Origin of the sequence: Pseudomonas sp. MYb185 (assembly GCF_002979975.1) — a bacterium.
Lineage (GTDB): Bacteria > Pseudomonadota > Gammaproteobacteria > Pseudomonadales > Pseudomonadaceae > Halopseudomonas.
This window is the reverse complement of sequence record NZ_PCQD01000014.1, coordinates 1-14404: the sequence shown is the minus strand read 5'-3', so window position 1 is coordinate 14404 and position 14404 is coordinate 1. Positions and strand designations below refer to the sequence as shown.

Below are 14404 nucleotides of genomic sequence, written 5' to 3'. Positions count from 1 at the left end.
CGGAACCTTGGCACGCCCGGTGCAGAAGTAATAGCAGGCGTTATGACCTGTTAATACAAGTTGACCAACCGGCAAGGTGAAGACGATGACGAACCGAAAAGGCCTGATTGCTCTTGCACTAAGCAGTACGTTTCTGTTCAGCGGAATGACAATGGCGAAGACCATTGAAATCGGCATCGGTCATCAGAGCATGGTGACCAATACCGTTTCCGGTGGCGTGATTCTGGACAAGCTGAAACTCATTGAAAAATATCTGCCCACCGCCGGGCAGTATGAAGATGCCAGGTACAGGATCGTATTCCGTGACTACGACTCCGGCCCGCCCATCACCAACCAGATGCTTGCCGGCAAGCTCGACTTTGGTGTCATGGGTGACTACCCACTGATTGTCAACGGCGCCAAGTTTCAGGAAACCAAATCCCAGCAGACCCGATTCATCGGTGTCACCGGCTACAACCTCAAGGGCACCGGTAACGGCATCGTGGTGCCCTATGACTCCCCTGTACAGTCGCTGGCCGATCTTGCTGGCAAGAGTCTGTCCGTTCCGGTGGGTAGCGCCGCCTGGGGGATGACGCTCAAATCACTGCGTGACGCCGGGCTGTTCGGCAAGGTGCAGATCGTCAATCAGGCACCACCGGTGGGTGCCGCCAATATCGCCGCCAGACGCATCGATGCCCATGCCGACTTCTGTCCGTGGTCGGAGATCATGGAATTTCGCGGCACGGCACGCAAGATCTTCGATGGCAGCGAGGCGGGTATACCCACCTTCCACGGCATTGTGGTGCGCGAGGCTTTTGCCCGGGAGCATCCGCAGATCGTCGAGGCTGTGCTGGCTGCCACCCTGGAGGCTCAGCAATGGATTCAGTCCGATCCGGTGCTGGCTGCCACCCAGGTATCCGAATGGACCGGTGTGGAGAAGGAAGTGCTGTACCTGTATTTCAGCCAGAGCGGTATTTCCACCATGGAAGCCAGTATCAAACCGCAGTGGGTCGAGGCCCTGAAGTACGACCACGCCTTGTTGCAGAAGGAAATGGATATTCCGGATCTGGACTTCGACGCCTGGATCGATGACAGCTACCTGAAACGCGTCTATGCCCGCGCCGGCCTCGACTACGACGCGATGGTGCAGACCGTAGTCAGTACCGAGCCGGGTAACCAGGACTTGCCCGCCGCCGAGATGTGGCTCGAAGGCCAGGGCGTCCAGGGCTTCCCCTCCATCGCCGACATGCTTGCTGCCGTTGAGGAGGCCAACGCCGCCGGCCACAGGATCAACGCCACCTATGTGTACGACAACCTCACCGGGCTCAAGCTGTTCGGCAAGGCAGCCTATCTGGTACGTGGCGATGCGGGCGAGGTGGTCGCCTTCATGAAGAAGTCCGACTCCGATCAATACCTCGTCGAGCACGGCGGTACCGCGTTGCTCAAGGGCGATGCCGTGGCAATGCTGCCCTGACGCTGAAGGAGTGCCGATATGAATATGAAAGCGAGCGCAGTGGTTGCCGAGCCAGTATCCACTGCAGTAACCGAACCCCGCCAGTCTGGTGACACGCTGACCGCCAGCGCCCCGCTGCCGCCGGTGGCGCAGCATGCCGAGCAGGGCGCCCATGCACGGATAGCTGCACGGCACGCCCTGGTGGAAAAGAGCCGGCGCTATCTGGTGCGTGTCGCTGCGCTGATCATGGCGGTGGTGCTATGGCACCTTGCCTCAACCTACGATTTCAATCTGTTCGTCAACTTCGAACATGTACCGGAGCCTGCGCTGGTGGGCCAGGCGCTCATGGCCGAGCTGTCAGGCAGCGAGTTCTACCTGCATATCGCCCATAGCCTGCAGCGCATTGCCATCGCCTACGGTCTGGCAGTGGTGCTCGGGGTAACACTGGGCGTACTGATGGGCCGCTCGAAGTGGGCCGAAGACATCATCCTGCCGTACATCGAGCTGTTGCGCCCGATACCGGCGGTGGCCTGGATTCCGCTGGCCATCCTGATGCTGCCCAGTGAGCAATCGAGCATCGTGTTCATCACCTTCCTCGGGGCGCTGTTCCCGGTGGTGCTCAACACCGTGCACGGCGTTGAACAGACCAGCGGCGTACTGGTGCGCGCGGCCCGCTGTCTGGGTGCCAACAATCGCTCGATCCTCTGGCACGTGATCATCCCCGGTGCCATGCCGAGCATCGTCACCGGTCTGGCGGTGGGCATGGGCGTGGCCTGGTTCTCCCTGCTCGCCGGGGAAATCATCAGCGGCCAGTACGGTATCGGCTACTTCACCTGGACCTCCTACACGCTGATCCAGTATCCGCAAATCATCATTGGCATGCTCACCATCGGCCTGCTCGGCACGCTGAGCACCTTGCTGGTACGCAAGGTCTGCAGTCCGCTGCTGCGCTGGCAGCCCACAGGAGGTCGTGTATGAACAGCACCCTGGTTAACGACAGCCGTCTCGCCGTACTCGATCACAGTCGGCTCAAGTCCAAGTCCATCAGAGACGTAGAGGGGCGCGGCAGGATTCTGGTCAGCGGGGTCGATATCGAGTTTGGCCACAAGGGGGCCAGGACCGTGGCGGTCGGGCAGGCCAACCTGGAGATCCACTCTGGCGAGTTCGTCTGTCTGCTCGGGCCATCCGGGTGTGGCAAGTCGACCCTGCTCAATGCCATCGCCGGTTTCGTCACTCCCACCCGGGGGCAGCTCAGCGTGGATGGCAAGGCGGTGACCGAACCGGGACCGGATCGCGGCATGGTATTCCAGCAGCACTCGCTGTTCCCCTGGAAAAGCGTGCACGACAACGTCGCTTTCGGTCCGCTGATGGCGGGCGCCAGTCGCCCCGAGGCCAGCAGCGTGGCGCGCACCTTCCTGTCGCTGGTCGGTCTGGCGGCGTTCGCCGATGCCTATCCCACCACGCTGTCCGGGGGCATGCAGCAGCGTGTGGGGATTGCCCGGGCGCTGGCCAACTACCCAAGTGTCCTGCTGATGGACGAGCCCTTCGGCGCGCTGGATGCGCAGACCCGGATCATGATGCAGGAGAATCTGCTGGAGATCTGGCGTGAGTTCCGCAACACCGTGGTGTTCGTTACCCACGATATCGACGAGGCGGTATTCCTCTCCGACCGCATCGTGGTGATGAGCGCCAGCCCCGGGCGAATCATCGCCGACATCAAGGTGGATCTACCGCGCCCGCGGGACCAGGCCCTGCTCACCACTCCTGAATTCATGGTGCTCAAGCGCCAGTGTCTGGAACTGATCCGCGAGCAGACCCTGGCGGCCTTCACACAACAGAACCAGGCGGGCTGACCATGGGTAATCCGATGTTTCTCCCGCCTGTGCTCGACATGACATGTCATGACAACCGGAGTGACCGCCATGAAAGGAACTGAGCAATTCGCGCCGGGCCAGTCGCCGCTGCCGTTGTATGTGCAGATCCGCGACAACCTGCGGCGCAGGATTCTGGAGGGCAGTTATGCCATCCATGAGCGCCTGCCGTCGGAAAACGAAATGATGCATGCCTTCGGCGTCAGCCGCATCACCATCCGCCAGGCGCTGCGTGACCTGCATAACGAAGGCCTGGTGTTCAGCGCCCAGGGCAAGGGTACCTATGTCAGCAAACCCAAGGCTGTGCAGAACGTGCAACGGCTGCAGGGCTTTGGTGAAGCGATGGCCGCCCAGGGCTATGAAGCTACCGGCAGGTTGCTGGGTATCCGCCAGGGCAAGCCGTCCAAGCCGGTGATCGCAGCGCTCGGTCTGCCACTCCACGAGGACGTGGTGGAGGTCAAGCGCGTGCGCTACCTCAACCGCGAGCCGGTGTGTCTGGAGAGCAGTTACTTCCCGCTGGATATCGGCCAGCGGCTGTTTTCCCGGGACCTGTCCGGCGACATTTTCCCCATGCTTGAAAACTTCTTCGGCATCCCCCTCGGCAGCGCGGAGATCGGCCTTGAGGCGGTGCTCGCCGATGACGAAACCCAGGACCTGCTCGGCCTCAAAGCCGGTGAGGCGATCCTGCGGGTGGAGCGCCTCACCCATGACCGCAACGGTCGCCCCATCGACTTCGAATACCTCTGTTACCGCGGTGATTCATTCAAATACCAGTTCCGTGTAGAGCGGAAATAGGAGATCAGCCATGACTACAACCATCAATGACATACCCGTAATCGATACCGACGTGCTGGTGATCGGCGGCGGCACCGCTGGCCCGATGGCCGCGGTAACGGTGAAGGAGCAGGACCCTTCGCTGAAGGTGATGCTGCTGGAAAAGGCCAACGTCAAACGTTCCGGTGCCATCTCCATGGGCATGGACGGGCTCAACAATGCGGTGGTGCCCGGCCACGCTACCCCCGAGCAGTACGTCAAGGAGATCACCATCGCCAATGATGGCATCGTCCACCAGCCGGCACTGATGGCCTACGCCACGCGTTCCTTCCCGATGATCGAGAAGCTCGATTCCTGGGGCGTGCATTTCCAGAAGGATGAAACCGGCGACTATGACATGAAGAAGGTGCATCACCTGGGCACCTATGTCCTGCCGATGCCCGAAGGGCACAACGTGAAGAAGATTCTCTACCGTCGCCTGCGCCGCGTGCGGGTGGAGATCGAGAACCGCTTCCAGGCCACCCGCCTGCTCAAGGACCCGGACGGCAACATCGCCGGCATGATCGGGGTGAACACCCGTACCGCCGAGCCGATCATCATCCGTGCCAAGGCGGTGATCATGGCCACTGGTGCCGCCGGTCGCATCGGCTTGCCCAACTCCGGCTACCTGTTCGGCACCTATGAAAACCCCGCCAACTGCGGAGATGGCCATGCCATGGCCTACCATGCCGGTGCCGATCTGGTGAACCTGGAGTGCTTCCAGGTCAATCCGCTGCTCAAGGACTATAACGGCCCGGCCTGCGCCTACGTTACCGGTCCCCTGGGTGGTTTCACCGCCAATGCCTATGGCGAGCGCTTCATCGAATGCGATTACTGGTCCGGCCAGATGATGCTGGAGTTCTTCAAGGAACTGGAATCCGGCACCGGACCGGTCTTTCTCAAGCTTGATCACCTGGCCGAGGAAACCATCCAGGAGATCGAGACCGTGCTGCACACCAATGAGCGACCGACCCGCGGCCGCTTCCATGACGGGCGCAAGGTCGACTACCGCCAGCGCATGGTCGAGATGCATATCTCCGAGATCGGCTTCTGCTCCGGCCACTCCGCCTCGGGCGTGTGGACCGACGAAACCGGCGCCACCACGGTGCCAGGCCTGTATGGCGCCGGGGATATGGCCTCGGTCGCGCACAACTACATGCTCGGGGCCTTCGTCTTCGGCCAGATCTGCGGCGAAAGCGCGGCGCAGTTCGTCAAGGATCGCGCCACGCCCGTGCTCGACGAGGGCTTTATTGCCGAGGAGCTGGCGCGCATCCAGGCCCCGCTGCAGGTCAGGGACGGTATCCCGCCCGAGCAGATGGAATACAAGGTGCGCCGGCTGGTGAACGATTACCTGCAACCGCCCAAGGTCACCAGGAAGATGGAGATCGGCCTGGAGCGCATTCTTGCCGTGCGCGAGGACCTGCCGCTGCTCTCGGCCGCCGACCCACACCAGTTGCTGCGTGCGCTGGAGCTGCAGTCGATCATCGACTGCGCCGAGATGGCCGCCCGCGCCTCGTTGTACCGCACTGAATCGCGCTGGGGGCTGTACCACTACCGCGTCGATTATCCCGAGCAGGACAACGCCGAGTGGTTCTACCACACCCGCCTGTTCAAGGACGCCAACGGCAACATGGCCAGCGGCAAGCGGCCGGTCGCCGAGTACATCGTACCGCTGGGGGAGGAGAAGGACGCCTACAGCAAGATGCGTGTCAAGAAAGCGGCCAACGCCTGAACCGACAGTACGCGCTGCGGCCTGCATGGCCGCGGCGCTCCAGACCCGACTACAGCCTTGATGAGGATACAACCATGCCCATAGCCAACCATTACGCCAGCGTCCCGGTCGTTGTGGACGAAGAGAAATGCATCGCCGACAAGGGGTGTCGCGTATGCATCGATGTCTGCCCGCTCGACGTTCTGTGGATCAACGAAGACACCGGCAAGGCACACATGAAGTACGACGAATGCTGGTACTGCATGCCCTGCGAGACCGACTGCCCCACCGATGCGGTGAAGGTCAACATCCCTTACCTCCTGCGCTGAAGGACGACACCATGAAGACGTATGACGATCCAGACCTGCAGGACATTGCCCTGAAACTCGCTTCCAGCGACCCGGGTATCCGCCGCGTTGCGGTACTGGACCTGGTGGACAGCGGTGAGCCGGAAGCCGCCGAGCTGCTGATCCAGGCGCTCAACGACCCGGACCCCTCGGTGCGCCAGGAGGCAGCCAAGGTGGTGGACGAATTCGATGCGGTGGATATCGCCGATGCATTGATCGCTGCCCTGGGTGACAGCAACGAGGTGGTGCGCAACGCCGCCGCCCATGCCCTGGCCGACCTGAAGGACCCGGCTGCCGCCTACCCGCTGCTGGAGGCGCTGGCGGGTAGCCAGGATAGCTTCGTGGTGGCGGGCATCCTGCGTGCGCTCAAGCCGCTGCGCAATCCCGCTGCCCAAGGGCCCGCCCTGGCGCGTCTGGGCGATCCCGATGCGCTGGTACGCCGCGAGGCGGTGGGCGTCATCGGCTGGCTGAAACAACCGGAAAACCTGCCGGCGCTGATGGAACGCGCGCAACAGGATGAAGACCCGGATGTGCGCCGTGCCGCCACCGGTGCACTGGTCTATGCCGAAGCGGCGCAGGTCGGGCCGGCGCTGGTCGGTCTCCTGGGCGACCCGCACTGGCAGGTGCGGATCGAGGCGGCGGTGAGCATCGGCAAGCTGGATTACCAGCAGGCCATGCCGGAGCTGATCAGGTCCACGCGTGACAGCTTCTGGCAGGTTCGCGAGAAAGCCGTCGATGCCCTGGGCAAGCTGGGGGCGGTCGGCGCGATTCCGGTGCTGGGAGAGTGCGCACGCGATCCCATGAGCAACCTGCGCAAGGCGGCCATCGGCGCGCTGGGCAGTATCGGCCATGACGATGGCCGGCCCTTCATCGCGGTCGCCATGGATGATCCGGACCCGGACGTGCGCAAGCTCGCGCGCTGGGCCATGTCGAAGCTGGGCGCAGCTGCCTGAGCCGGGCGGTTGACCCGGCCAGCCGCGTGACGGGCTGGCCGGGTCAGCAGGTTGAAAAGCATACGTAATGAGGATTTCGCCATGACCTGTGTCGTTACCGAAAACTGTATCCGCTGCAAGTACACCGACTGCGTGGAAGTCTGTCCGGCGGATTGCTTCCATGAAGGCCCGAACTTCCTGGTGATCAATCCGCAGACCTGCATCGATTGCAGTCTGTGCGTTCCGGAATGTCCTGCTGACGCGATATTCGCCGACAAGGAGATACCCCCAGCGCAGGCGCATTTCATCGAGCTGAACGCCGAGCTGGCCGAGCTCTGGCCGGTCATCAGCCAGACCAGCGCGCCCATGCACGGCGCAGATGACTGGGTCGATCAGGGCGGCAAGCTGCAGTTCCTCGAGCGCTGACCCATGCGCCAACTTGTCATGACGAGTGGCTTGAAACAGATGCTGGTCGCCCTGCTGATTGTCGGCGCCGCCAGCGACAGCGCTCGTCCCGTGCTGCTGGAAGACCGGTTTATCAGGCTCGCCGAGGCGCCAGTGCTGCTGATCCCGGCTCGTACCGGCCCGAATAGTTAAGGAGTAGAACCATGTCCATTCAGATCGTTGTCGAGGCACCCCGGGAAGTACGCCTGAGAAAGGCGAAAAAGCAGCTGGAAATACGCTGGTCGGACGGCCAGCTCAGCACCTTCAGTTGTCTGGCGCTGCGCAAGTCCTGCGCCTGTGCATCCTGCGTCCGGGACCGGCAGGTTGGCACCCTGACGCTGATCGACGCCGAGGTCGCTATTGACCGGCTTGAGGTATCGGGCATCAGTGGTCTGCAGTTCCACTTTTCCGATGGCCACTATCGCGGGCTCTACCCCTGGGCCTACCTGCGCGAACTGGCCGGCCTGACCACCAGCCCCGGCGAGCAAGCGGCATGAGCGAGCGCGCCCAACCCCGGGAGTGGCTGTGGTGGATGGCGGTGCGGCGCCTGTATCCCGGTGTCGCACTCTGCGTGGTGCTGGCCCTGGCGGGCAGCTTCCTGGCGGAGCATTACCTGACCCCGGCTCTGTTGCTGGTGCTGCTGCTCGGCTTTGGTTTTGCCAGCCAGGCTGGCGATGAGCGCGTCCAGCCAGGGATCAACTTCTGCAGCCGCCAGATTCTACGCATCGGCGTGGCATTGCTGGGCGCACGCATGGGCGTGGAGCAGTTGCTGGTGGTAGGGAGCCTGCCGTTGCTGGTGGTACTGACCTGCGTACCCCTGACCATCGGCGTGGCCCTGGGGCTGGGCCGCTGGCTGGGTCTGCCTACCATGCAAAGCCTGGTGGCGGGTGTCGCCGTTGCCATTTGCGGTGTATCTGCGGCTATCGCGGTAGCCGCGGTGCTCCCGGCTGGCCGGCTGGAGGAGCGCCGGCTGTTGGCTGTGGTCGTCGGGGTAACGGTGCTGGGAACCCTGTCCATGCTGGTCTACCCGCCGCTGCTCTCCGCCCTGGGGTATACCGATGTGCAGGCAGGTCTGCTGCTCGGTACCGCCATTCACGATGTGGCCCAGGCGGCGGGCGCCGGATATCTGATTTCCGATTCCGCCGGTGACATCGCCACCCTGACCAAGCTGCTGCGCGTGGCCCTGCTGGCGCCACTGGTACTCCTGCTCGGCTTGCTGCTGCGCCGGGGGCGGGCCGGCGAAACGGAATTCCCCTGGTTTCTGCTGGGTTTTCTGGCGCTGTTCTGTCTGAACAGTCTCGGTTGGCTGCCTTCCCCGCTGCAAAACATGCTGGTGTCGATTTCCACCGCCTGCCTGCTGGTCACCATGGCGGCGCTGGGCATGCGCACCAGTCTGGGCGCCTTGCTGGCGCAGGGTTGGCAGCCAATAGCCCTGCTACTGATTACGAGCCTGCTGCTGATGGTGTTCGCCATCGGTTCGCTGGCGCTGTTTACGAGTTGATTTTCTGCAATCGTTGGAGGATGCCCCCATGGCAGCAATAGGTACGGAAAGTGTTCTGAGTGTCCATCACTGGAACGATACGCTGTTCAGCTTCAAGACCACACGCGACCAGAGCCTGCGTTTCGAGAACGGGCATTTCGTCATGATCGGCCTGCCAATCGACGGCAAGCCGCTGATGCGCGCCTACAGCATCGTCAGCGCCAACCATGACGAGTATCTGGAGTTTCTCAGCATCAAGGTGCCGGACGGGCCGCTGACTTCCCGGCTGCAGCATCTGAAAGCGGGCGACTCGTTGATGATCAGCCGCAAGCCGGTAGGCACCCTGGTGATTCATGATCTGCGCCCCGGCAAGCACCTGTTCCTGTTCGGCACCGGCACCGGGCTGGCCCCGTTCATGAGCATCATCCGCGATCCGGAGGTCTATGAGCGGTTCGAGAAGGTGGTACTGGTGCACGGCGTGCGTCAGGTCAGTGAACTGGCCTATCACGACTATCTGACCCGGGAGCTGCCGGAGCATGAATTCCTCGGCGAAGAGGTGCGTGAAAAGCTCATCTACTATCCCACCGTCACCCGCGAGCCGTTTCGCAACCAGGGCCGCATCACCACATTGCTGGAGACCGGCAAGCTGACCAGCGATCTGGGCTTGCCCGCAATCAACAGCACGACTGACCGGGTGATGATGTGCGGTAGCCCGGCCATGCTGGAGGAGCTGACCAGGATGCTCGATGGCATGGGGTTCTGCGCCTCGGCGCAGCAGGGAGAGCCGGGCGATTACGTGATCGAACGGGCCTTTGTCGAAAAGTGACAGCCGCCCGGCCACGACCGCCGGGCCAGGAGTACAGCATGTTTCAAGCACAAGCCGCAATGACAACGACCCCATCAAGCCCAGCGGTCGAGAGGGTCCCCCAATCAATACCCGGAGTAAAACATCTTATTGCCGTGGCTTCGGGCAAGGGCGGAGTCGGCAAATCGACTACCACCACCAATCTGGCCCTGGCTTTTGCCGCAGAGGGCGCCAGGGTCGGCATTCTCGATGCCGACCTGTACGGCCCCAGCCAGCCAAGAATGCTGGGGTTGACCGGCTTGCCGCAGGTGGTTGAAGGTCGCATGCAACCGCTGGTGGGATACGGTATACAAACCATGTCCATCGGATTTCTGGTCGATGAGGAATCCCCGGTTATCTGGCGCGGCCCGATGATCACCCAGGCGCTGGCACGATTGCTGAACGAGACGGACTGGCAGCAACTGGATTACCTGATCATCGATATGCCACCGGGGACCGGTGATATCCACCTGACCATGGCGCAGCGCATGCCGGTTTCCGGCGCGGTGATTGTCACCACCCCACAGGACATTGCCCTGCTCGATGCCCGCAAGGGCCTGAAGATGTTCCAGAAGGTCAACATTCCGGTGTTGGGCATCATCGAGAACATGAGCACCCATCTGTGCAGCCAGTGCGGTCATGAGGAACACATCTTCGGGGCAGGGGGCGCGCTGCGTATGGCCGAGCAGTACGGCAGTGAAATGCTTGGTGAGTTGCCCCTGGATATCCGCATCCGCATCGGTGCTGATGACGGCTGTCCCATTCTCGTGGCCGATCCGCAGGGCGCTCTGGCCCAGACCTATAGGGGGATCGCGCGCAGGATCGCCGCGAGATTGTCCGCCACCGCCCAGATCACGCAGCCGGTACCGACCATCACCATTGCCTAGGATCGGTTGACGAGGGGATCCATAGGCAGGCTCCGGGTCGTTGCCGGGTTCACACATTCAGGCCATTTTTCCAACAGCTGGGCGGCCAATCTGCTAGTCTGGCCGCGTGGCCCCGAGTGGGGCGTCTAGGGATGAAAAGTCCATGTTGCTTGGCAGCTTTCTCAATGGATACGCCTTCTGGCTGCTGCTGGGGTTGGCGTTGCTGATATCCGAATTATTCATTCCGGGTTTGGTCGCCGTGTTCTTCGGCATTGGCGCCCTGGTCGTCGGTCTGCTCACGCTGTTCGGTATCATCGACAGCCTGGCGGTGCAGTTGTTGTGCTTCGGGCTGATCAGCCTGGTTGCCCTGTTCGGTCTGCGGCGTCATTGCACGCGCTGGCTCAAGGGCTCGGTGGCCGGTCGCCCGGACAACGATCTGGACAATGCCGGTGTGCTTGGCCAGCGGGTGATGGTACTGACCGATTTCAGCGATGGTATCGGCGATGTGCAGCTCAATGGCGCCAAGTGGGATGCCGAATCCAGTGATCCGCTGCGCGCCGGCGATACGGCCTGGGTGGTCGGTTTCAGCGGCATCGTATTGAAGGTGGCTGCGCGGCGTACCGACAGCGTTTCCTGAATCTGAATCTATAACCAATCGAACGGAGAGGCATGTATGGAAACCGCAACAATTATCGCCCTGGCACTGCTGGTGCTGATCGTCATTACCGTGGCCAAGACTGCGCAGATAGTGCCGCAGCGCTCTGCCTACGTGGTCGAGCGGCTGGGTAAATATGCCAAGACCCTGGAGGCCGGCTTTCACCTGCTGATCCCCTTCGTCGACCGCATTGCCTATCGTCACACGATGAAGGAAGAAGCCATCGATGTGGATCGCCAGGCCTGTGTGACCAAGGACAATATCCAGGTGGTGGTCAATGGTGTCATCTACCTGCAGGTGGTGGATCCCAAGGCTGCCAGCTATGGCATATCCAACTACCGCTATGCCGCCACGCAGCTGGCGCAGACCACCTTGCGTTCGGTGATCGGCAAGATCGATCTGGACAAGACCTTCGAGGAGCGTGACGCCATCAACGTGCAGGTGGTGGATGCGCTGGACGAGGCAGCACGGCCCTGGGGCGTCAAGGTGATGCGCTATGAGATCGCCGATATCGAACTGCCGGCGACCATCCTCGATGCACTGGAGAAACAGATGCGTGCCGAGCGGGAACGCCGGGCGGTGGTGGCCCAGTCCGAGGGTGAGCGGCAGGCCAAGATCAACGTCTCCGAGGGTATCAAGCAGGAAACCATCAACCTGTCCGAAGCCGACAAACTGCGTCAGATCAACGAGGCCGAGGGCAAGGCGCGGCAGATCGAGCTGGTGGCCCAGGCTACCGCTGAAGGTCTGCGTCTGGTGGCCGAAGCGATCAATACCCAGGGCGGCAAGGATGCGGTGGCGCTGCGGGTGGCCGAACAGTATGTCACCGAGTTCGGCAAGCTGGCCAAGACCAACAACACCATGATCCTGCCGGCGGAGCTGAGCAATATCGGCGGGGCGGTAGCGGCGATCACCAAGACCCTGGATACGGTGAAGCAATAGGTTGTCGATGTGTTACGAGTTGGGATCGTCTATCCGCTGCATGCCCGCAAAGACGCCGTGAATACGTCCATGTAGGCTCCCTGTCGCCATCCTTGGCGACAGAGGCTTTGCTCCACATGCACCAGACAGACGACCGGAGCCTTATATGCGGCGGATGTCACGTTATCGTCATCGCCAGCTGCCATGCTTTGACGCAGATAGTTGAACAGACTCGGCTAATGCAGTAAGTTAACTGTCAGTCAACGGAGCAACCCATGTCACAGATCACATCCATTCAGCATCAGAGCATCCCGGCGAGTGCCGTGGCGGCTGCTGCCTGTGCTGTGGATACGGGTGTTTCCGCTTATTTTTATGGGTATTGGTTTAGCCACGGGCTGACCTGATCCCTATCAGGCGGCCCAATAGAAACGGGCCGCCCACCGCAGTATTCAGAAACCCCCGGTCGGCCTTCCGACCGGGGGTTTTGTTTTTTGGGCCGATAACGGCCAGATACACATAGAGGATTCAGACATGAGCACTTACTTCACCTACTCCTACCGTTACTGCAGCTGGCGATTTAGCGGTCGTACCCATGACAACCAGACATTACATCGACTAACACGATAGAACGCTGCGCGGAGTGAACCGCGCGGCTGAGGACAGCACTGATGAATTCTTCCGTTTCCGCCATGAATATCGCCGTTCTGCACAGCATCGAGCCTGAGCAGAGCCTCGCCAGCAATACCCGTCGTCACACCCGGCCGCTGCCGACCCCCGCCGAACTGCGCCAGCATCTGCCGCTGCACCGCGCCCTGGCGGAACGGGTCCAGGCCCAGCGTCAGTCCATCCGCGACATCCTCAATGGTGATGACCCGCGCCTGCTGGTGGTGGTCGGACCCTGTTCCATCCATGATCCCGAGGCGGTACTGGAGTACGCCCGGCGCCTGGCCGATCTCGCCCCGCAGGTCGAGGACCAGATGCTGCTGGTGATGCGTGCCTACATCGAGAAGCCGCGCACCACCATTGGCTGGAAGGGCCTGGTCTATGATCCCCGGCTGGATGGCAGTGGTGATATGGCCGGTGGCCTGGAGCTGTCCCGCCGGCTGATGCTGCAGATGCTGGAGCTGGGCCTGCCGCTGGCCAGTGAACTGCTGCAGCCGCTGGTGGCGGGCTATGTGGATGACCTGCTCGGCTGGGCGGCGATCGGTGCGCGGACCAGTGAGTCGCAGGTTCATCGCGAGCTGGTCAGCGGGCTGGACATGGCGGTCGGATTCAAGAACGGTACCGATGGCAGCATGGGCATCGCCGTCGATGCGATGCGCTCTGCGGCCCATGCCCATCAGCATTTCGGTGTGGATGACCTGGGTCGTCCGGCGCTGGTGGAGACCGCAGGCAATCCGGATAGCCATCTGGTGCTGCGTGGCGGCAATCAGGGCCCGAACCACGACGCCGCCAGCGTCGCGGCGGCGCGTGCGGCATTGCAACAAGCCGGAGTGGAGCCGCGGATCATGGTCGACTGCAGCCATGCCAACAGCGGCAAGAACCCGCTACGCCAGCCGGAGGTGCTGCATGACGTGATCGCTCAGCGCCTGGCCGGCGACGCGAGCCTGCGCGCGGTCATGCTGGAAAGCCACCTGTTCGACGGCAACCAGCCGCTGTCCGGTGAGTTGCGGTACGGCGTGTCGATCACCGATGGCTGCCTGGGTTGGACGGGGACCGAGCAACTGTTGCGCGGTGCCGCAGAGCGTCTGCGCCGGGGATGACGGAGGGGGCGAGGATGATGGGTTGTCGCGCCCCTGCGCGACGACATGCTGCCGCTGCCGCTGCGGGTCTGCAGGCGTAGCGCAGGGGCGCTACACCCCGTGATCCCAGCGCAGTTGTAGCATCAATGCTCGAGGGCGCGCTTTTCGGGTTGTCGCGCCCCTGCGCGACGACATGCTATGGGTGCCGCTGCGGGTCTGTCGGCGTAGCGCAGGGGCGCTACACCCCGTGATACCAGCGCAGTTGTGGCATTAATGCTCGAGGGCGCGCTTTTCGGGTTGTCGCGCCCCTGCGCGACGACATGCTATGGGTGCCGCTGCGGGTCTGTCG

General features: G+C 62.4%; 17 protein-coding genes. All 17 read left to right on the top strand.

Annotation, left to right across the window (positions count from 1 at the left end; all coding sequences use genetic code 11):
- The first annotated feature begins 151 nt into the window (after positions 1 to 151).
- The 17 genes from CQ007_RS16710 (at position 152) to CQ007_RS16640 (ending at position 14076) form a co-directional block, all read left to right on the top strand.
- Positions 152 to 1453, top strand: coding sequence for an ABC transporter substrate-binding protein (locus CQ007_RS16710; RefSeq protein ID WP_105646976.1), 1302 nt, complete (start codon positions 152 to 154; stop codon positions 1451 to 1453).
- 225 nt (positions 1454 to 1678) lie between these two features.
- Positions 1679 to 2410 (top strand): ABC transporter permease, encoded by a 732-nt coding sequence (locus CQ007_RS16705; protein ID WP_256582326.1) that lies wholly within the window; start codon positions 1679 to 1681, stop codon positions 2408 to 2410.
- On the top strand, positions 2407 to 3285 hold the full coding sequence (locus CQ007_RS16700) for an ABC transporter ATP-binding protein (protein ID WP_105646975.1): 879 nt from the start codon (positions 2407 to 2409) through the stop codon (positions 3283 to 3285). Before CQ007_RS16705 ends, CQ007_RS16700 begins: the two co-directional genes overlap by 4 nt.
- Before the next feature lie 69 nt (positions 3286 to 3354).
- Positions 3355 to 4098: a GntR family transcriptional regulator gene (locus CQ007_RS16695; protein ID WP_105646974.1), complete on the top strand. Its 744-nt coding sequence runs from the start codon at positions 3355 to 3357 to the stop codon at positions 4096 to 4098.
- Between the two features lie 10 nt (positions 4099 to 4108).
- Complete coding sequence (locus CQ007_RS16690; protein ID WP_105646973.1) at positions 4109 to 5848, top strand: fumarate reductase/succinate dehydrogenase flavoprotein subunit; 1740 nt, start codon at positions 4109 to 4111, stop codon at positions 5846 to 5848.
- A 74-nt stretch (positions 5849 to 5922) separates the two neighbouring features.
- Positions 5923 to 6156 (top strand): ferredoxin family protein, encoded by a 234-nt coding sequence (locus CQ007_RS16685; RefSeq protein WP_105646972.1) that lies wholly within the window; start codon positions 5923 to 5925, stop codon positions 6154 to 6156.
- Between the two features lie 11 nt (positions 6157 to 6167).
- Positions 6168 to 7127, top strand: coding sequence for a HEAT repeat domain-containing protein (locus CQ007_RS16680; protein WP_105646971.1), 960 nt, complete (start codon positions 6168 to 6170; stop codon positions 7125 to 7127).
- An 81-nt stretch (positions 7128 to 7208) separates the two neighbouring features.
- Positions 7209 to 7532 (top strand): ferredoxin FdxA, encoded by a 324-nt coding sequence (gene fdxA / locus CQ007_RS16675; RefSeq protein WP_105646970.1) that lies wholly within the window; start codon positions 7209 to 7211, stop codon positions 7530 to 7532.
- A 3-nt stretch (positions 7533 to 7535) separates the two neighbouring features.
- Entirely contained in the window at positions 7536 to 7703 is a 168-nt protein-coding gene (locus CQ007_RS19035) for a hypothetical protein (protein WP_177424384.1), read from the top strand.
- Positions 7704 to 7714: 11 nt separating this feature from the next.
- Positions 7715 to 8047, top strand: a complete 333-nt coding sequence (locus tag CQ007_RS16670; RefSeq protein WP_105646969.1) for a DUF971 domain-containing protein — start codon at positions 7715 to 7717, stop codon at positions 8045 to 8047.
- On the top strand, positions 8044 to 9051 hold the full coding sequence (locus CQ007_RS16665) for a YeiH family protein (protein ID WP_218278908.1): 1008 nt from the start codon (positions 8044 to 8046) through the stop codon (positions 9049 to 9051). Before CQ007_RS16670 ends, CQ007_RS16665 begins: the two co-directional genes overlap by 4 nt.
- Positions 9052 to 9079: 28 nt before the next feature.
- On the top strand, positions 9080 to 9856 hold the full coding sequence (locus CQ007_RS16660; protein WP_105646967.1) for a ferredoxin--NADP reductase: 777 nt from the start codon (positions 9080 to 9082) through the stop codon (positions 9854 to 9856).
- Positions 9857 to 9894: 38 nt separating this feature from the next.
- A complete protein-coding gene (gene apbC / locus CQ007_RS16655) occupies positions 9895 to 10761 on the top strand; it encodes an iron-sulfur cluster carrier protein ApbC (RefSeq protein WP_105646966.1) in 867 nt (288 codons plus the stop codon).
- Between the two features lie 142 nt (positions 10762 to 10903).
- Positions 10904 to 11377: an NfeD family protein gene (locus CQ007_RS16650; protein WP_105646965.1), complete on the top strand. Its 474-nt coding sequence runs from the start codon at positions 10904 to 10906 to the stop codon at positions 11375 to 11377.
- 36 nt (positions 11378 to 11413) lie between these two features.
- Positions 11414 to 12334, top strand: coding sequence for an SPFH domain-containing protein (locus tag CQ007_RS16645; RefSeq protein WP_105646964.1), 921 nt, complete (start codon positions 11414 to 11416; stop codon positions 12332 to 12334).
- A gap of 254 nt (positions 12335 to 12588) precedes the next feature.
- Positions 12589 to 12717, top strand: coding sequence for a hypothetical protein (locus CQ007_RS19240; protein ID WP_256582322.1), 129 nt, complete (start codon positions 12589 to 12591; stop codon positions 12715 to 12717).
- 264 nt (positions 12718 to 12981) lie between these two features.
- Positions 12982 to 14076 (top strand): 3-deoxy-7-phosphoheptulonate synthase, encoded by a 1095-nt coding sequence (locus CQ007_RS16640; protein WP_105646963.1) that lies wholly within the window; start codon positions 12982 to 12984, stop codon positions 14074 to 14076.
- Positions 14077 to 14404 lie beyond the last annotated feature (328 nt).